This is a genomic window from Saccharothrix obliqua, assembly GCF_019375475.1.
GTDB lineage: Bacteria > Actinomycetota > Actinomycetes > Mycobacteriales > Pseudonocardiaceae > Actinosynnema > Actinosynnema obliqua.
In genome coordinates this window covers 380795-398378 of the sequence record NZ_JAHXGQ010000008.1, presented here as the reverse complement: position 1 = coordinate 398378, position 17584 = coordinate 380795, and the positions used below count along the sequence as shown (strand labels likewise).

The following is a 17584-nucleotide window of genomic DNA, read 5'->3' as shown; positions in this document are numbered from 1 at the left end:
CGCCGCAACGCTCCCGAGAACTGCGGACACAGCTGGCGGAGGTCCGGCCCGGGTCGTGTCCCGGTCGGGCGGCGGCCCGGGAAGCCGCACCCCGGGACCGACCGCGAACGGCGGTCGGACCGGGTCGGAGGCGTGAGGCGAGGGACGTCTGCCGGGCGGACCGTCCTCAGGCTGCCGATCAGGCAACGGCGGCTCAGCGCGGAGGAGTTCACCGCGACGAAGGCCGGCGCGTCGGCAGGGACGCCGCGCGGCACGTGCCTTCACGCCCGACGCCGTGGACCGCCTCGGCGACCGCACCCACCCCGCTCCGGGCGGCTGATCAACGCGGGTGGGGTATGCCGTGCACGGCTTCCGCCACCGAGGGGTAGATCGCGACCGTGTGCGTCAGGTCGGTGATCTCCAGCGGCCGGAGGACCACCCGGCTGGACGCGACCACCGCGAAACCGATCCCGTGCCGCTCGGCCGCGGTGTGGGCGGCGAGCACCATCCCGATGCCGTGCGAGCCGAAGAACGTCACGTCGGTCAGGTCGAGCACCAGTGTGCGCGTTCGCGGGGTCATCGCGGACAACGCGTCGCCGAGCACATCGCGCTCCACGGCCATGTCGATGTCACCGGACAGGTGGACGACCGCCACCTCTCCCACGACTCCGACGTCATCGCGCCACTCGGGCTCGACAATGATCACAGCACCTCCCGTGTGGACCTTCCACACGCAGGCTGGCTGCTCAACCCACGCCCGGACGGTTGACGCTACTCCCCCGTGAGCACCACCACAATCGCGGGTCCCAGTCGTCCGATCGGGGTGCGCCGGCATAGCCGCCGGTTTGCGGGGTAGTCGCCCGGTACCGGTCTATGAGGAGGACAAGTGGATCCGAAAAAGCTCGCGAAGGCCGTCCAAGACGCGGTCGGCCGAGCCGTCGAGAAGGCTTCCGACCTGGTCACGCCCCCGATCCCGGGTGCGCCCGCGGCCGAGGCGCCCGACCTCGTCCCGCCCGGCGAACCACGCGGGCCGCTGCCCGCCAAGCCCGATCAGGCCGCACCGCGGCCCGTGCCGCAGGACGCCGGGCAGCAGGAGGAGTACCTGACCACGGCGCAGGGCGTGCGCCTGTACGACACCGACCACTCGCTGAAGGCCGGTGAGCGCGGTCCCGTGCTGCTCCAGGACCACCACCTCCGCGAGAAGGTCATGCACTTCGACCACGAGCGGATCCCGGAGCGGGTGGTGCACGCGCGGGGCGCGGCGGCGCACGGCGTGTTCGTCGGCTACGGCACGGCCTCGTCGATCTGCAAGGCGGCGTTCCTCGCCGAGGGCGTGGAAACACCCGTCTTCACCCGGTTCTCCACGGTCGTCGGTTCCCGCGGCTCGGCGGACACGGTGCGCGACACCCGCGGTTTCGCCACCAAGTTCTACACCACCGAGGGCACGTTCGACCTGGTCGGGAACAACATCCCGGTGTTCTTCATCCAGGACGGCATCAAGTTCCCGGACATCATCCACGCCGTGAAGCCGCACCCGGACCGCGAGATCCCGCAGGCGCAGAGCGCGCACGACACGTTCTGGGACTTCATCTCGTTGCACACCGAGGCCACGCACCACGTCATGTGGCACATCTCCGACCGGGGCATCCCGCGCTCCTACCGCACCATGGAGGGGTTCGGCGTGCACACGTTCCGCCTGGTGGCGGAGGACGGCAGCACGTCGCTGGTCAAGTTCCACTGGAAGCCCAAGGCGGGCGTGCACTCGCTGCTGTGGGAGGAGGCGCAGCTGATCGGCGGCGTCGACCCGGACTTCCACCGCCGCGACCTGGCCGACGCCATCGAGGCGGGCGCGTTCCCGCAGTGGGAGTTCGGCGTCCAGGTCTTCCCGGACACGCCGGAGCAGACCTTCGAGGGGATCGACCTGCTGGACCCGACGAAGATCGTGCCCGAGGAACTGGCCCCGGTGCAGCCGATCGGGCTGCTCACGCTGAACCGCAACCCCACGAACTACTTCGCCGAGACCGAGCAGGTCGCCTTCCACGCGGGGCACCTGGTGCCCGGCATCGACATCACCGACGACCCGCTGCTCGCCGGTCGGCTGTTCTCCTACCTGGACACCCAGCTCACCCGCCTCGGCGGGCCGAACTTCGACCAGATCCCGATCAACCGACCGCACGCGCCGGTGAACCACATGCTGCGTGACGGTTTCCACCAGCACAACGTGCCCGCCGGTGTGGCGCCGTACAAGCCGAACACGCTCGACGGCGGCTGCCCGTTCATGGCGGGCGCGTCGACCGGCGCGTTCATCGAGGTGCCGCAACCGGTCAAGGAGTCCGTGCGGGCGCGCAAGGCGCCCGTGTCGTTCGCCGACCACTTCAGCCAGCCGAGGCTGTTCTGGCTCAGCCTGTCCACTGTGGAGCAGGACCACGTCGTGGACGCGTTCTCGTTCGAGCTGGGCAAGTGCTACGAGCAGACCATCAAGGAACGCGCGCTGACGGTGCTGGCGAACGTCGACACCGAGCTGTGCGAGCGGGTCGCGGCCAACATCGGGCTGCCCGCGCCGTCCGGCGAACCGTCCGCCGACGTGACGCCGAGCCCCGCCCTGTCGCAGGTCGGTCAGCGGTGGCCGGTGGAGGGCCGGATCATCGGGATCCTCGTGGGTGACGACCTCACCGGCGTGCGCGAGGCGCGGGACGCGGTGTTCGCGGCCGGCGGCGTGCCGCTGGTGATCGCGCCGCGCGGCGGCGAGCTGGAGGGCAACCTCCAGGCGCAGCGCACGTTGCTCACCACGCGCTCGGTGGAGTTCGACGCGGTGCTGGTGGCGTCCGCGCCGGACGACCCGCGCGCGGGTCGGCTGCTGCGCGAGGCGTACCGCCACGCCAAGGCGATCGGCGCGTGGGGCGCGGGACGGGACGTCCTGGACCCGACGTGGCCGGACACCCCGGGTGTGGTCACCGGCGACGGCGCGTCCGATGTGGTCTCCGGTGTGCTGGAACTGCTGGAAACGCACCGCGTCTGGCAGCGCGCCGCGGTTGCCGGCACTTCCGGCGAATAAGCGGGCGCGCCTCGGGTAGGCCCTGGACATGGCGTTTCGACGAGCGGTGGTCACGGGCGGCGCGGGTTTCCTCGGTTCCCACGTGTGCGAGGAGTTGCTGCGGCGCGGCACGCGGGTGCTGTGCCTGGACGACTTCCGCACCGGGTCGCGGGGAAACCTGCCCGACCACCCGGCGCTGGGCGTGGCCGTCGCGGACGTGACCCGGCCGCTGGAGGTGCTCGGCCCGGTGGACCTGGTGGTGCACCTGGCGTGCCCCGCCTCGCCGGTCGACTACCTGAGGATGCCCGTGGACACCTTGCGGACGGGCGGTTTCGGCACGTTGCACGCGCTGGAACTGGCCCACCGCAAGGGCGCGCGGGTCGTCGTGGCCTCCACCAGCGAGGTCTACGGCGACCCGGAGGAGCACCCCCAGCGCGAGACGTACTGGGGTCACGTCAACCCGATCGGTCCGCGCAGCGTGTACGACGAGGCCAAGCGGTTCGGCGAGGCGATGACGTTCGCCTACCGCCGCGAGCACGGCGTGGACGCGGGTGTCGTGCGGATCTTCAACACCTACGGGCCCCGGATGCGGCCCGACGACGGGCGGCTGGTGCCGACGTTCCTGCGGCAGGCCCGGCAGGGCGAGCCGCTGACCGTGCACGGCGACGGCACGCAGACCCGCTCGCTGTGCTACGTGGACGACCTGGTGCGCGGCCTGCTCGCGATGGCGGAGTCGCCCCACCCCGGGCCGGTCAACCTCGGCAACCCCGAGGAGGTCACCGTGCTGGAGGTCGCGCGGCGGGTGATCGAGGCGACCGGCAGCACGTCCACCATCCGGCACGTCGCCGCGATGGTGGACGACCCGCGCCGCCGCCGCCCGGACATCGGCCTGGCGCGGCGGCTGCTCGGGTGGCGCCCGGAGGTGCCGCTGGACGAGGGGCTGCGCCGGTCGCTGGACCGCCAACTCGTCGGCTGGTCGCGGTGACCGGCCGCGCCACATCGGAGGAAGGGGCTCGCGGTGCGTGTGCTCGGGATCAACGCGGTCTTCCACGACCCGGCGTCCGCGCTGGTCGTGGACGGCCAGGTGGTGGCCGCCGCCGAGGAGGAGCGGTTCTCCCGCCGCAAGCACGGCAAGCGGCCGGTGCCGTTCTCCGCGTGGGAGCAGCCGGAGCTGTCGGCCCGCTGGTGCCTGGAGCACGCGGGCCTCGCGCCGGAGGACCTGGACGTGGTCGCCTACTCCTACGACCCCGACCTGGTGGACGCCGGGGACGTGCCGTGGGAGGACCTGCGCACCGAGTACGCGCGTCGCGCGCCGCTGTTCCTGGCGACCGCGCTGCCGGGGCTGGACCCGGCGAAGGTCCGGTTCGTGCCGCACCACGTGGCGCACGCCGCGTCCACCGGGCTGGCGGCCCCGTTCGACGGTGACTGCGCGGTGCTGGTGGCCGACGGGCGGGGTGAGTGCGGCTCGCACCTGTCGGGCGAGTACCGGGACCACAAGCTGGAAGCGCTGGCGGCGCAACGGCTCCCGCACTCCCTGGGCCTGCTGTACGAGGAGTTGACCGAGCACCTGGGTTTCCTGCGGTCCAGCGACGAGTACAAGGTGATGGCGCTCGCGTCGTACGCCCGGCCGGCGCACCTCGACCTGCTGCGCGAGCACGTGCGGGCGACCGGCGACGGCGGGTTCGCCGTGACTCCGGTCGACTGGGCCTCCCTCGTGCCGCGGCGGCGGCCGGGCGACGAGGTGACCGAGCGGCACGCGGCGCTCGCGGCGGGCGTGCAGCGGCGGCTGGAGGAGGTGCTGCTGGAACTGGTGGGGTGGCTGCACGACCGCACCGGGCAACGGCGCCTCACGCTCGCGGGCGGTGTGGCGCTGAACTGCGTGGCGAACACCCGGATCTTCGCCGAGGGCCCGTTCGACGAGGTGTGGGTGCAGCCCGCGGCGGGTGACGCGGGCACCGCGCTGGGCGCGGCGCTGCACGTGGCCGCGGAGGCCGGGCAGCCCGCCGCGCCGATGCCGGGCGCGGACCTGGGCCGCGGTTGGGACGACGGGCAGCTGGCCGACCGGCTGCGTGCGGCGGGCGTGGCCTACGAGCGGCCGGCCGACGTGGCGGTGGCCGTGGCGGAGGCGTTGGCGGAGAACAAGGTGGTGGCCTGGTTCCAGGGCCGCAGCGAGTACGGGCCGCGGGCGCTGGGCCGCCGGTCGCTGCTGGCGAACCCGTGCGTGGCGGAGAACCTGGACCGACTCAACGCGGTGAAGGGGCGGGAGCGGTTCCGGCCGGTCGCGCCGATGGTGCTGGAGGAACGCGCGGCCGAGTTGTTCACGCGTGGCCCGATTCCCAGTCCCTACATGCTTTTCGTGCACGACGTCCGTCCGGAGTGGAGGGACCGCATACCGGCCGTGGTGCACGTGGACGGCACCGCGCGGGCGCAGACCGTGGCACGGGACGCGGAGCCGCTGATGGCCAGGGTGCTGACCGAGTTCGAGGCGCGCACCGGCGTGCCCGTGGTGGTGAACACGAGCCTCAACACCGCCGGGCGGCCCATGGTGGACGACCCGCGTGACGCGTTGGAGTGCTTCGGCTCCGCCCCGGTGGACCTGCTCGCCATCGGCCCGTTCGTGGTGCGGCGATGAGCGTCGACTACGCCGTGGTGATCCCGACGGTCGGACGGGAGAGCCTGCTCGCCGTGCTGGACGCGCTGGAGCACGGCGACGGTCCCCCGCCGCGTGAGGTGATCGTCGTGGACGACCGGCCGACCCGTGGCCCGCTGCCGCCGACCCGGTCGGCCCGGGTGCTGCGCTCGGGCGGGCGCGGCCCGGCGGCGGCGCGCAACGCGGGGTGGCGCGCGTCGTGCTGCGAGTGGGTGGCGTTCCTGGACGACGACGTCCTGCCGCCACCGGACTGGAAGGCCCGGCTCGTGGAGGACCTGGCCGGGCTGGACTTGGAGGTGGCCGCGAGCCAGGCGCGCATCCGCGTGCCGCTGCCCCGCGACCGGAAGCCGACCGACTGGGAACGCGGCACCGCCGGGCTGGCCGACGCCCGCTGGATCACCGCCGACATGGCCTACCGGCGGGCCGCGCTGGACCGGGCGGGTGGTTTCGACGAGCGGTTCCCGCGTGCCTACCGGGAGGACGCCGAACTGGCGCTGCGCGTGCTCGACCTCGGCTACCGCATCGTCACCGGCACGCGGGTGACCACGCACCCGGTGCGGCCCGCGGGTTTCCTCGCCAGCCTGCGCCAGCAGCGCGGCAACGCCGACGACGCCCTGATGCGCCGGCTGCTGGGCGCGGGCTGGCGGGCGCGCGTCGGCGGGCACCCCGGCCGGTTGCGCCACCACGCCGCCACGACCGCGCTGGGCGTGCTGGCCGTGCTCGCCGGGTTGCTCGGCAGGCGGCGCGTGGCGTGGCCGGCGGGCGTGGCGTGGGCCGCGTCGACGGCGTGGTTCGCGGTGGAGCGGATCAAACCGGGTCCGCGCACCCGGGACGAGGTGCTGCGCATGGTCGTGACGAGCGTGGCGATCCCGCCCGCGGCGTGCGCGCACCGGTTGCTCGGCGAGGTGCGGCACCGGGCGGTGCGGGCGCGGTGAACGTCCTCGTGCTGCGTGCCCTGGGTCTCGGCGACCTGCTGACGGCCGTGCCCGCGCTGCGCGGGCTGCGTGCCGCGTTCCCCGGCGCGACGATCACGCTGGCCGCGCCGGGCTGGCTGGCCGACGCCGCGGCGCGGATCGACGCCGTGGACCGCCTGCTGCCCACCGAACCGCTCGCGCCGATCGCCGCCGACCGGCCCGACCTGGCGGTGAACCTGCACGGCCGCGGACCACGCAGCACGGAGCTGCTGCGCGCCACCCGGCCGGGCGCGCTGATCACCCACGGCCCGGGTGTCCCGTGGCCGGCCGACCGGCACGAGGTGCTGCGCTGGTGCGACCTGCTGGACCGGTTCGGCGTCCCGTGCGACCCGGCGGACCTGCGGCTGCCGCCCGTGCCCCGGCACGACGCGATCGTGGTGCACCCCGGCGCGAGCCACGCGGCCCGGCGGTGGCCCGCCGAGCGGTACGCCGAGGTGGCACGTGCGCTGGGGCCGGACGTGGTGGTGACCGGCAGCCCCGCCGAAGCCGACCTGGCGCGGTCCGTCGGCCGGGCCCGCGTGGGCGACCTGGGTTCGATGCTGGACCTCGTGGGCGGCGCGCGGCTGGTGGTGTGCGGTGACACCGGGGTGGCGCACGTCGCCACCGCCTACGGCACGCCGTCCGTGCTGTTGTTCGGGCCGGTGTCGCCCGCGCACTGGGGTCCGCGCGGCGGACCGCACCGGGTGCTGTGGCGCGGGCGCACCGGCGACACGTTCGCCGACCGGCCGGACCCCGGGCTGCTGGACATCGCGGCGGCGGAGGTCGTCGCCGCGGCACGCGAGATGCTGGGAGGTGGACCGTGGCGCGGATCGGAGTCGTCGGCGCGGGCTATGTCGGACTGACCACCGCGGCGTGCCTGGCCCACTTCGGGCACGCGGTGGTGTGCGCGGACCGGGACGCGGAGCGGGTGGCGGCGTTGCGGCACGACGAGGTGGTGCTGCACGAGCCGGGACTGGCCGACCTGGTGCGCACCGGCCGGGCGGAAGGTCGCCTGCGGTTCACCACCGACAACCGGGAGGCGTTGGCGGGCAAGGACTTCGTTTTCCTGTGCCTGCCCACGCCGACCGGCGTGGACGGTGCGGCCGACGTGCGGGCGGTGGAGGCGGTGCTCGCCGAGGCGCGTGCCGTGGCGGAACCGGGGTGCGTGCCGGTGGTCAAGTCGACGGTCACGCCGGGCACCGCGCGGCGGCTCGGCGGCGACCTCGTGTCCAACCCGGAGTTCCTGCGCGAGGGTCACGCCGTGGAGGACTTCCTCCGCCCGCAGCGGGTGGTGGTCGGCGCGGAGTCCGAGCAGGACGCCCGGCGGGTCGCACGCCTCTACGCGCCCACCGGCGCGCCCGTGCTGATGACCGACTGCACCAGCGCGGAGCTGGTGAAGTACGCGGGCAACTGCTTCCTGGCGCTCAAGCTGTCCTACGTCAACGCGCTCGCCGAACTGGCCGAGGGCGTCGGCGCGGACATCACCGCCGTCACCGAGGGCATGGCGCTGGACGAGCGGATCGGCGGCTCGTTCCTCTCCCCCGGCCCCGGCTGGGGCGGTTCGTGCCTGCCCAAGGACACGCGTGCCCTGCTGTCCGCCGCCGACGCCGCCGAGGTCGACTTCCCGCTGCTGCGGGCGGCCATCGACACCAACGAGCACCAGGCGCACCGGGTGGTGGCGAAGGTGCGGGACGCGGTCGGCGCGTTGGCGGGCGCCCGGATCGGTCTGCTCGGCCTGACGTTCAAGGCGGGCACGGACGACCTGCGCGACTCCCCCGCCCTGTCGGTGGCCGAACTCCTCGCCGCCGAGGGCGCGCGGTTGACCGGCTACGACCCGTGCGTGCACCACGACACCGGTCCGGTGCGCGTGGTGCCGTCCGCGGCGCTGGCGGCCCGCGACGCGCGGGCGCTGGTGGTGCTCACCGAGTGGCCGGAGTTCGCGGAGCTGGACTGGCCGTCCCTGGAGGTCGCCGAGCGGGTCGTGGTCGACACCCGCAACGTCCTGCCCGCCGACAAGGTCCGCGAGGCGGGCTTCCGCCTGGTCGCCACCGGCCGCGCCGGCTGACGCGGCGGTCGGCGCGGACGAGGGCGCCGGGCGGCAGCGGACAACCCTTCGGATGGAGCATGGACGCGCGGCCGGAACCCGGCCACGATCGACCCATGACGACCGGCTACGTGTACCACGAGTTGTACGGTTGGCACGACACCGGGACTCATGCCTCGCTCCTCCCGGCCGACCCGCGACGCGGCCTCCAGCCGTACCGGCACTTCGAGAACGCCGACGCCAAGCGGCGCGTGCACGAGCTGGTGGTGGCGAGCGGCCTGGTCGACCGGCTGACCCGCCTCGCGCCGCGACCCGCGACCGACGACGAGATCCTGCTGGTGCACACGCCCGGCCACCTCCAGCGGCTGACCGACGCCAACGACACCGGTGGTGACGGCGGCGACGGCGGAACCCCGTTCGGCCGCGGGTCGCTGGACATCGCGCGGCTCTCCACCGGCGGCGTCATCCGCGCCGCGGAGGCCGTTGTGGACGGTGCCGTGGACAACGCCTACGCACTGGTCCGGCCGCCGGGCCACCACGCGCTCGCGGACAGCGGCATGGGCTTCTGCATGTTGGGCAACATCGCCATCGCGGTCCAGGCGGTGCGGCGCACGCGCGGGGTGGAGCGGGTGGCCGTGGTCGACATCGACGTGCACCACGGCAACGGCACGCAGGCCGCGTTCTACGACGACCCGAACGTGCTCGCCATCTCCCTGCACCAGGACCGGATGTTCCCGCCGAACTCCGGGTTCGTGACCGAGCGCGGCACCGGCGCGGGCTTCGGCTACACGCTCAACCTCCCGCTGCCGCCCGGCACCGGCAACGGCGCCTACCTGGCGGCGACCCGGCGGGTCGTCGTGCCCGCCCTGCGCCGGTTCCGGCCCGACCTGGTCGTGATCGCGGCGGGTTTCGACGCCAACGCGCTGGACCCGCTGGGCCGCATGATGCTCACCGCCACCGGCTACCGGGAGATCACCTCGCTGGTGGTCGAGGCGGCGGCCGAGTTGTGCGACGGGCGGGTGCTGTGCGCGCACGAGGGCGGTTACGACGCGGCGTACGTGCCGTTCTGCGCGCACGCCGTGATCGAGGTGTTGGCGGGCGTGGACGAGCCGTTCGAGGACCCGTTCTCGTTCGACGACCTCGGGCAGCAGGAACTCCAACCCCACCAGGACGCCGCGATCAAGGCGACGGAGGAGCTGGTCGGCGACATCTCCGACACGCCACCGCGGGACGCCACCTGAGCCCTCGGCGACCCGGCCGCGCGGGCACGCGCCGCCTGGGCACGCGCCGCCCAGGCACGCCACACCCAGGCACGCGTCAACCGGGCACGCCACACCTGGGCACGCGTCACCCCAGCACGCGACGCGCGGGCACCCGTCGACCGGCCCCGCGACACCCGGGTACCCGTCAGCCGGGTACGCCGAGGTGGACCACCTTCGTCGTGGTCATCTCGTCCAGCAGCTCCGGCCCGTAGCCGAACCCGGTGCCGGACGCGCCGCGGGGCTGGGCCGCGCCGCCCGGCGCGCCGCCGAACACCGCGTTCACCTTCACCGTCCCCACCGGCAGGGCGCGCCAAGCCCGCTGCGCGTGCGCCATCGACGCGGTGAGCACCGTCGCGGCCAGGCCGTGCTCGTCGTCGCACGCCTCCGCCAGCGCCTCCTCGAACGACGCCACCACCCGCACCGGGGCGACCGGGCCGAAGGTCTCCTCCCGCATCACCCGCATCCCCGGCTCGCAGCCGTCCAGGACGGTCGCCGGGTAGCGGCTCCCCGTCTCCTCCGGCAGCCGACCGCCGACCAGCAACCGCGCGCCGGCCGCGACCGCGTCCGCGACGTGCGCGTGCACGGCGTCGCGGTGCCGTGCGTCCACCAGCGGCTGGGGGTCGGCGTTCCAGGCGCGGGCCTCGTCGCACAACGCCGCCAGGAACGGTTCGGCCACGGCCTGGTGCACGTAGATCCGCTCCACCGAGGTGCACAGCTGGCCCGCGTTGGTGAACGCGCCCAGCGCGGCCTGACCGGCGGCCCACACCGGGTCGACGTCCTCGTCCACCAGCAGCGGGTCGTTCCCGCCGTTCTCCAGCAGCACCTTGGCACCGGTGCGCGCCGCCGCGGCGGCGACGGAGCGACCGCTCGCGGTGCCGCCGACGTGCGCCACCACCGCCACGTGCGGGTCGGCGGCCAGCGCCGCGCCCACCTCGCCGTCACCGGGCAGGGTCTGCGCCACGCCGGCAGGCAGGTGCCCGGCGAGCAGGCTGCCGACCAGCAGGCCGGTGTGCGGGCAGCGCTCGCTGGGCTTGTGCACCACCGCGTTGCCGGTCACGAGGGCCGCGCCGAGCAACCCGCACGCCACCGCGACCGGGTCGTTCCACGGCGTCAGCGCCACCACGACACCACGTGGCCCGGGGATCATGAAGTCGGCGGCGTCCGGGCCGCCCTGCAACGACCGGCCCCGGTGCACCGGGCCGAGTTCCGCGTACTGCTCCAGGGTCCCGGCGCCCGCCAGGACACCCTCGTGCGCCGAGCCGAACGGCCGCCCGGTCTCGGTGGCCACCAGGTTCGCCAGGTCGGTGGCGTGGACGCGCAGGGACGTCGCGGCGGCGCGCAACGCGGCACCGCGGTCGGCGGCGGGCGTGGCGGCCCAGTCGGGTTGCGCCCGGCGTGCGGTGCGCACGGCCTCCGCCGCTTCGGTCGCGGTGGCGGCGCGCAGCGCGCCGACCGGACGGCCGTCACGCGGATCACGGATGTCCAGGGTCGCGAGAGGCTTGTCGGTCATGTGGTCCGGGTACCCGAGGTCCCCGGCCGAAACCTGGAGGAACCATGCCCGGACGACAGGAACTGCCCAGCACGGTCGCGCGGTCCTCGAAGAAGGCGCAGCGCACGTGGATCAAGGCGCACGACTCGGCCGTCGAGACCTACGGCGAGGGCGAACGCTCGCACCGCACCGCGTTCTCGGCGTTGAAGCACTCGTTCGAGAAGGTCGGCGACCACTGGGAACCCAAGGACCACAAGGGACCTTCCGACAAGCAGGCGAGCCGCAGCACGCCCAAGCGCGGCAAGACCGCGGGTGGCGTGGACGCCAACGCCACCAAGGAACACCTCTACGAACTGGCCAAGCGGCTGGACGTCGCGGGCCGGTCGACCATGACGAAGCAGGAACTGGTGAAGGCGATCGACCACGCCAACCAGCGCAAGACCAAGTCCGCCGCGGCGAAGTGAGCGCGGAAAGGCCCGCCCCGAAGAAGGGGCGGGCCTTTCCGCGCTCGGCAACCGTTCCGGCCACCCTCACGGCCAGGACCCCTCCGATTCGTGGGCGACGACCATTTCCCGCACCTCGCAACCGGGTGGCTGCCGCAACGCGAACACCACGGCGTCCGCGACGTGCTCGGGCGCGTTGAGCTTGCTGTCGTCCGGCGGGCGGTACTGCTCGGCGCGACCGTCGAAGAACGCGGTGCGCATCCCGCCCGGGATCAGCAGCGTGACGCCGACCCTCCCAGCGGTCTCGGCGGCGAGTGCCCGGGTGAACCCGACGACCCCGAACTTCGAGGCGCAGTAAGCGGTCGCGTCGCTCACCGCCTTCACGCCGAGGGTGGACGCCACGGTCACCACCCGACCACCCTCCAGGTACGGCAACGCGGCCCGCACGACGGCGGCGGTGCCGAGCAGGTTCACCAGGACGACGCGGTCCCAGTCGGCGGCGGGCACGTCCGCCAACCGGCCGCACGCGTCGGTGCCCGCCGCCGTGACCACGGCACGCAGGCCGCCGTTGCGCTCGGCGATGGCCCGCACCGCGCGTTCGGCTGCCCGCGTGTCCGACAGGTCCACCGCCTCGAAGTCGGCCGCCCGCGCCGGCGCGGCCTTGTCCAGCACCAGCGGTCGCCCGCCCAGTTCCTCCACCGCGCGCACCACGGCCGCGCCCAACCCCGACGCGCCGCCGGTGACCAGCACCTGACCCAGCATCAACCCCTCCTCGCCAGCAGTTCCGTCGTGGACCGCCCCCGGTGGTAGGGCACGACCACCGTCCGGCCGCCCCACGAACCCACCAGCGCGGCCTCGGGCAGCGATTCCGCCCGGTAGTCCCCGCCCTTCACCCACACGTCCGGCCGCAACCCGGCCAGCACGCGTTCCGGCGTGTCCTCGTCGAACACCACGACCTCGTCCACGCAACCCAGCGCGCGCAGCACCTCGGCCCGCTCGCCCTGCCCGTTGACCGGTCGGTCCGGGCCCTTGAGCCGCCGCACGGAGTCGTCGGAGTTCAAGCACACCACCAGGTGGTCGCCGAGCGCCCGCGCCGCTTCCAGCGTGCGGACGTGGCCCGCGTGCAACAGGTCGAAGCACCCGCCGGTCGCGACCACCACGCCGCCACGCGCCCGCACCGCGTCGATGCCCGACCGCTCCGGGTGCCGCAGGCCGGACACGCCGCCCGCGGCCAGGAAGTCCGCCGCCGCGCGCACCGCCGCCGCCACCGCGTCGTCGGTCGCGTCACCGGCCATCAACCGCGTGGCGGCGGTGGCCGCGAACCGGTCGCCCGCACCGCACGGGTCGGTGGTCGGCACGCTGGGCGCGGGCACCGCGACCGGTGTCCCACCCGCGTGCAGCACCGCGCCGCCCGCGCCGAGCGTCACCGCCACGGCCCGCGCGCCCCACCGCTCCAGCAACGCCGCGGCGGTCGCGTCGACGTCGCCGGCACCGCCGAACGCCGCGGCTTCGGCCCGGTTGGGCGTCGCGAGCCGCACGCCGCGCACCGGGTCGGGTCCGCGCGGGTGCGGGTCCCACACGACCGGACGGCGGGCCAGCACCGCGCGCAACCGCGGGTCGCGCAGCAGGCCGCGCCCGTAGTCGGAGGCCAGCACGAGGTCGGCCGCCAGCACGGCGTCCAGCATGTCGTCGCCCACCACCGGCCGGCCGGGGCCGCCGCCCCGGTCCACGCGGGCGACGGACGTGCCGCCCGCGCGCAGGCGGGTCTTCACCGGCGTCGGCACGGGCGAGTGCCCGAGCACGGCGGGCACCCGCAGCGCCGCCCGCAGGCGGTGCCCGTCGACGTCGTCGGCCACGGCGGCGACCAGCGTCACGTCCACCCCGTCGGCGGCGGCCAGCGCCGCCGCGAGCGCCGCGCCACCGGCCCGGACGTGCTCGGCGGACACGTCCAGGACGGGTGCGGGCGCGTCCGGGCAGACCCGCTCGACCACGCCCTCCACGTCCACGTCGAGCAGCGCGTCCCCGACCACCACGAGCCTCACGAGACCCTCCGTCCCGCCGCGGGCAGCGCGGCCTCGAACGCCTCGCACAACGCGTGCACCGCCACCAGTTGCGCCTCCTGCACGTTGCACGCCGGGCCGGGCAGGGCCAGCACCTCGTCGGCGACACCGGCCAGCGGGTTGGGCGCGGGACCGGTCAACGCCCACACGCTCGCGCCCGCGGCCCGGCCGGCGCGGGCGGCGTGCAGCAGGTTCGGGCTCCGACCGCTGGTGGACAGCAGCACCACCACGTCGCCGGGCCGGGCGTGCGCCGTCACCTGCCGGGCGAACACCTGCTCGTAGCCGTAGTCGTTGCCGATCGCGGTGACGCTGGAGGACTCCACGCACAACGCGATCGCGGAGAACGGCGGCCGGTCGTCGCGGTAGCGGCCGACCAGCTCGGCGGTCAGGTGCTGCGCCTCGGCGGCCGAACCGCCGTTGCCCGCGGCGAGCAGCCGCCCGCCCGCGCTCAGCCGCCGCGCCAGCGCGTCACCCCACCGGGTGAGCAGTGAGGCCTGGCCGCGCAACCCGGCGAGGGATTCCGCCAGACCCGCGAGGTGGCGTTCGACGCTCACCGCGCACCTCCCGCCGCGGCCCGCTCCGAGTGCCGGACCCGCGCGTACACGCGCTCGGTCTCCTCGGCGATCCGGTCCCACGTGTAGCGGGCGCGCACGCGGTCCGCGCCGGCCGCGCCGAACGTGTCGCGCATGGTGCGGTCGGCCAGCACGGTGCGCAGGGCACCCGCCAGGGCACGCGGGTCGCGCGGCGGCACCAGCAGCCCGGTCACGCCGTCCACGACGGTGTCGGTCAGCCCGCCCACCGCGGACGCCACCACCGGCACGCCGCACGCCATCGCCTCCAGCGGCACGATGCCGAACGGCTCGTACCACGGCACGCACGCCACGACGTCGGCCGAGCGCAGCAGCTCCGGCATCGACCGCCGCGACACCTGCCCGACCAGCCGCACCCGGTCGGCCACCCCGCAGTCCCGCGCCACGTCCGCGAGCCGCCGCGCCTCGGGGTCCTCGCCGAGCCGGTCGGCGGCCGGGCCGCCCGCGATGACCAGTTCCGCGTCCGGCACGCCCGACAACGCCCGCAGCAGGTCCTCGAACCCCTTGCGCGGCACCAGCCTGCCGACGGTGACGACCCGCGGTCGCGTCAGCCGCTCCGCCGGGGCCGGCCGGAACAGCTCCGGGTCCACCCCGCACGGCACCACCGACATCCGGGACCGGGGCAACCCCATCCGCATCAGCTCGAACACCTCGTCCACGCAGGTGGCCGCGATCCGGTCCACCTCGCGCCCGACCATGCGCTCGATCGCGACCCGCTCCGGCGGGCTGGTGTCCGCCGCGCCCTGGTGGCGGCGCTTCACGACGCCGAGCGCGTGGTACGTCTGCACGACCGGGATGTCCACGCTGCGCGCCGCGAGCACGGAGGCCAGGCCGGACATCCAGAAGTGGCCGTGCGCCACGTCGGGCGGCTCGGCACGCCACTCCTGCTCCAGGAACTCGGCGAACGCGCCCATGTGCGGCAGCAGTTCGTCCTTCGGCACCCGCTCGGCCGGACCGGCGGGCACGCGCACCACGTCGTACCCGTGCGGCGTGCGCACCCGTTCCGGCGCGTCCGGGCAGTCCCGGCGCGTGTAGACCGTGACCCGGTGCCGTCGCCGGGCGAGCGCGGCCGAAAGAGCCGCCACGTGCACGTTCTGCCCGCCCGCGTCGACTTCGCCCAGCACCGCCAACGGGTCGGCGTGCTCGGACACCATCGCGATCCTCATGCGCTCACCTCCGCGACAACCCGGTCCCAACCGCGTAGAAAACCGTCGAGGCCGTACTCGACCAGGGCGAACTCCCTGGCCCGCTTGCCCTTCTCGCGCGCCACCGCCGGATCGGCGATCAGCTCGGCGAGCCCTCGCGCCAACGCCGCCACGTCGGTGGACACCACGCCCGCCTCGGGCGGCACCGCGTGCACCACCTCGGTGCACGCCAACGCCACCACCGGCATCCCCACGTGCATCGCCTCGATCAGCGAGAGCCCCAGCGACGTCCACCGCACCGGGTGCAGGTAGACGCGCCGCCTGCCCAGCTCGCGGTGCAGCGAGGCCAGGTCGTGGTCGCCGCGCCCCATCTCGCCCAGTTCCTCGGTGCCCATGCCGAACACGTCCAGCGGCGCGACCGCCCGGAACAGCGGCAGCAGGTCGGTGCCCACCGCGCGGCCCCGCCGCACCGGCTCGTTGACCACCACGGCCGCGCGCGGCAGCTCGCCGGTGTAGAGCGCGCCGGGGTCCGGGATGCCGTGCTCGACCACGGTGGTGCGGGTGGCGCCGCAGTCCCACATGAGTTCGTTGAAGTGGGTGACGTGCACGATCAGGCCGGGCCAGTCGGCCATCGGGTGCCGCTGGTTGGGCGCGGCCGGTGTGTTGTGCTCCAGGTAGACGACCGGCGTGCCGCGCGGCACCAGGTCGAACTCGACCGGTCGCTGCACGATCGCCAGGTCGGCCTCGGCCTCGGCGGCGGGCACCTCCCGCGCCCTGGCCCAGTCCCGGCCCGCCAGGCCGATGCCGTCGGGCGGCGCGGCCAGCAGGTAGTCGTGATCTCCCCGCACGAACGCGTCGGTCCACGTTCCGTGCACGTGCCATAGCAGGATCCTCATGCGCGTACTCCCACAAGTCGGTCGACGGCCGCCACGACCTCGGCGGGCGTGACGCGGTCCAGGCACGGGTGGCCGGGCACCGGGCAGTCCCGCGCCCGCGAGTCCCGGCACGGGGCGTGCTGGTCGCCGAGCAGGACGTGCCGCCCGTGGGGTGCCCACCGCCGGGCCGGCACCACCGGTGCGAACAGCGACACGACGGGCGTGCCGACCGCCGCCGCCAGGTGCGCGGGCCCGGTGTTGCCGACCACCACCGCGTCCGCGTGCGCCAGGACCCCGGCCAGCTCGGCGAACGTCGTCCGCCCGCCGAGGTCGAGCCCCGCCGTCCCGGCGACGCGGGCGGTCAGGTCGGTCTCGCCCGGCCCGCCGGTGACGACGACCCGGTGGCCCGCCCGGGCCAACGCCACCACCGCCGCCGCGCAGCGGTCCGGCGACCAGGTGCGGGCGGGCGCGGTCGCGCCGGGGTGCACCACCACGTACGGACCGGTGAGGTCCGGTTCCGGCGGGGTGCGCACGGCGAGCCGCCCGTCGTCGCCCGGCGGCAGCTCGAAACCGGCCGCACGCGCGACCTCCAGCGCCCGCTCCGCCTCCGGGACGTCCGGGTCGTCCCGGAGGCGCACGTCGAGCAGCGAACCGGGGTAGTCCACCGACCGGGCCACCACGCGCGGCACGCCCGCGAGCCGCGTCAACAACGCCAGCGGCAGCGGGCTCTGGTGGAACGAGGTCAGCAGCAACGCCACGTCCACCCGTGCGTCGCGGATCATCCGCACGACGGCCTCCACCTCGGCCGGCCGCGTGGGCGGCGCGGGCCACGCGATCCACGGGCACTCCCACCGCAGGACCCGCGTCACGCCGGGCAGCAGCTCGCCCGCCTGCGCGCCGGACGGCCCGCACAGCAGCACGACCTCGCCGGCCGCGGCGGCGGCGCGGACCGCGGGACCGGCCAGCAGCACGTCGCCGTCGCCGTCCAACCGCGCCACGAGGGTCCTCATCGCGCACCTCGCGTGGTGCGGACCGAGCGGCACGTCAAGCGCTCCGCCCT

16 protein-coding genes are annotated in these 17584 nt (G+C 75.0%); 8 read left to right on the top strand and 8 right to left on the bottom strand.

All coding sequences use genetic code 11. The annotated features are described in order from the left end of the window. Window positions 1–319 precede the first annotated feature (319 nt). Window positions 320–685 carry an STAS domain-containing protein gene (locus KZQ38_RS25465; protein ID WP_219445160.1) on the bottom strand — a complete coding sequence of 122 codons (366 nt, stop codon included), beginning with the start codon at window positions 683–685 and terminating at the stop codon, window positions 320–322. Between the two features lie 180 nt (window positions 686–865). Here KZQ38_RS25465 and KZQ38_RS25460 point away from each other — a divergent pair, with 180 nt between their 5' ends. From KZQ38_RS25460 to KZQ38_RS25430, 7 genes are all read left to right on the top strand, one after another. Next, complete coding sequence (locus KZQ38_RS25460) at window positions 866–3034, top strand: catalase (RefSeq protein WP_219445158.1); 2169 nt, start codon at window positions 866–868, stop codon at window positions 3032–3034. A gap of 28 nt (window positions 3035–3062) precedes the next feature. Further along, complete coding sequence (locus KZQ38_RS25455; RefSeq protein WP_219445157.1) at window positions 3063–3998, top strand: UDP-glucuronic acid decarboxylase family protein; 936 nt, start codon at window positions 3063–3065, stop codon at window positions 3996–3998. Between the two features lie 33 nt (window positions 3999–4031). After that, on the top strand, window positions 4032–5645 hold the full coding sequence (locus KZQ38_RS25450) for a carbamoyltransferase family protein (protein WP_219445155.1): 1614 nt from the start codon (window positions 4032–4034) through the stop codon (window positions 5643–5645). Next, entirely contained in the window at window positions 5642–6598 is a 957-nt protein-coding gene (locus KZQ38_RS25445) for a glycosyltransferase family 2 protein (protein WP_219445153.1), read from the top strand. The genes KZQ38_RS25450 and KZQ38_RS25445 overlap by 4 nt, the downstream gene beginning before the upstream one ends. After that, window positions 6595–7479: a glycosyltransferase family 9 protein gene (locus KZQ38_RS25440; RefSeq protein ID WP_219445152.1), complete on the top strand. Its 885-nt coding sequence runs from the start codon at window positions 6595–6597 to the stop codon at window positions 7477–7479. Before KZQ38_RS25445 ends, KZQ38_RS25440 begins: the two co-directional genes overlap by 4 nt. Then, entirely contained in the window at window positions 7437–8681 is a 1245-nt protein-coding gene (locus KZQ38_RS25435; protein WP_219445150.1) for a UDP-glucose dehydrogenase family protein, read from the top strand. Before KZQ38_RS25440 ends, KZQ38_RS25435 begins: the two co-directional genes overlap by 43 nt. Window positions 8682–8776: 95 nt before the next feature. Then, window positions 8777–9901, top strand: coding sequence for a histone deacetylase-like amidohydrolase (locus KZQ38_RS25430; RefSeq protein ID WP_219445149.1), 1125 nt, complete (start codon window positions 8777–8779; stop codon window positions 9899–9901). A gap of 166 nt (window positions 9902–10067) precedes the next feature. Here KZQ38_RS25430 and KZQ38_RS25425 read toward each other — a convergent pair whose 3' ends face one another. Next, entirely contained in the window at window positions 10068–11432 is a 1365-nt protein-coding gene (locus KZQ38_RS25425; protein ID WP_219445148.1) for an aldehyde dehydrogenase family protein, read from the bottom strand. A 44-nt stretch (window positions 11433–11476) separates the two neighbouring features. Between KZQ38_RS25425 and KZQ38_RS25420 the strand changes: the two genes are divergently transcribed. Next, window positions 11477–11875, top strand: coding sequence for a ChaB family protein (locus KZQ38_RS25420; RefSeq protein WP_219445147.1), 399 nt, complete (start codon window positions 11477–11479; stop codon window positions 11873–11875). Window positions 11876–11941: 66 nt separating this feature from the next. Here KZQ38_RS25420 and KZQ38_RS25415 read toward each other — a convergent pair whose 3' ends face one another. The 6 genes from KZQ38_RS25415 to KZQ38_RS25390 are packed head-to-tail and all read right to left on the bottom strand — an operon-like array spanning window position 11942 to window position 17534. After that, complete coding sequence (locus KZQ38_RS25415; RefSeq protein WP_219445146.1) at window positions 11942–12616, bottom strand: SDR family oxidoreductase; 675 nt, start codon at window positions 12614–12616, stop codon at window positions 11942–11944. Further along, window positions 12616–13896, bottom strand: coding sequence for a D-glycero-beta-D-manno-heptose 1-phosphate adenylyltransferase (gene rfaE2, locus KZQ38_RS25410; protein WP_219445144.1), 1281 nt, complete (start codon window positions 13894–13896; stop codon window positions 12616–12618). The genes KZQ38_RS25415 and rfaE2 overlap by 1 nt, the downstream gene beginning before the upstream one ends. Further along, window positions 13893–14468: a D-sedoheptulose-7-phosphate isomerase gene (locus KZQ38_RS25405; RefSeq protein ID WP_219445143.1), complete on the bottom strand. Its 576-nt coding sequence runs from the start codon at window positions 14466–14468 to the stop codon at window positions 13893–13895. The genes rfaE2 and KZQ38_RS25405 overlap by 4 nt, the downstream gene beginning before the upstream one ends. After that, complete coding sequence (locus KZQ38_RS25400) at window positions 14465–15670, bottom strand: glycosyltransferase (RefSeq protein ID WP_219445142.1); 1206 nt, start codon at window positions 15668–15670, stop codon at window positions 14465–14467. The genes KZQ38_RS25405 and KZQ38_RS25400 overlap by 4 nt, the downstream gene beginning before the upstream one ends. Next, window positions 15667–16545, bottom strand: coding sequence for a glycosyltransferase (locus KZQ38_RS25395; RefSeq protein ID WP_219445140.1), 879 nt, complete (start codon window positions 16543–16545; stop codon window positions 15667–15669). The genes KZQ38_RS25400 and KZQ38_RS25395 overlap by 4 nt, the downstream gene beginning before the upstream one ends. Continuing rightward, complete coding sequence (locus tag KZQ38_RS25390; protein ID WP_219445138.1) at window positions 16542–17534, bottom strand: glycosyltransferase family 9 protein; 993 nt, start codon at window positions 17532–17534, stop codon at window positions 16542–16544. Before KZQ38_RS25390 ends, KZQ38_RS25395 begins: the two co-directional genes overlap by 4 nt. Between the last annotated feature and the right edge of the window lie 50 nt (window positions 17535–17584).

Excerpts from the sequence above, each read along its gene's own strand:
- KZQ38_RS25420 (WP_219445147.1), top strand. The coding sequence starts at position 11,477 with ATGCCCGGACGACAGGAACTGCCCAGCACGGTCGCGCGGTCCTCGAAG.
- KZQ38_RS25390 (WP_219445138.1), bottom strand. The coding sequence starts at position 17,534 with ATGAGGACCCTCGTGGCGCGGTTGGACGGCGACGGCGACGTGCTGCTG.
- KZQ38_RS25425 (WP_219445148.1), bottom strand. The coding sequence starts at position 11,432 with ATGACCGACAAGCCTCTCGCGACCCTGGACATCCGTGATCCGCGTGAC.
- KZQ38_RS25400 (WP_219445142.1), bottom strand. The coding sequence starts at position 15,670 with ATGAGGATCGCGATGGTGTCCGAGCACGCCGACCCGTTGGCGGTGCTG.
- KZQ38_RS25455 (WP_219445157.1), top strand. The coding sequence starts at position 3,063 with ATGGCGTTTCGACGAGCGGTGGTCACGGGCGGCGCGGGTTTCCTCGGT.
- KZQ38_RS25445 (WP_219445153.1), top strand. The coding sequence starts at position 5,642 with ATGAGCGTCGACTACGCCGTGGTGATCCCGACGGTCGGACGGGAGAGC.
- KZQ38_RS25430 (WP_219445149.1), top strand. The coding sequence starts at position 8,777 with ATGACGACCGGCTACGTGTACCACGAGTTGTACGGTTGGCACGACACC.
- KZQ38_RS25395 (WP_219445140.1), bottom strand. The coding sequence starts at position 16,545 with ATGAGGATCCTGCTATGGCACGTGCACGGAACGTGGACCGACGCGTTC.
- KZQ38_RS25415 (WP_219445146.1), bottom strand. The coding sequence starts at position 12,616 with ATGCTGGGTCAGGTGCTGGTCACCGGCGGCGCGTCGGGGTTGGGCGCG.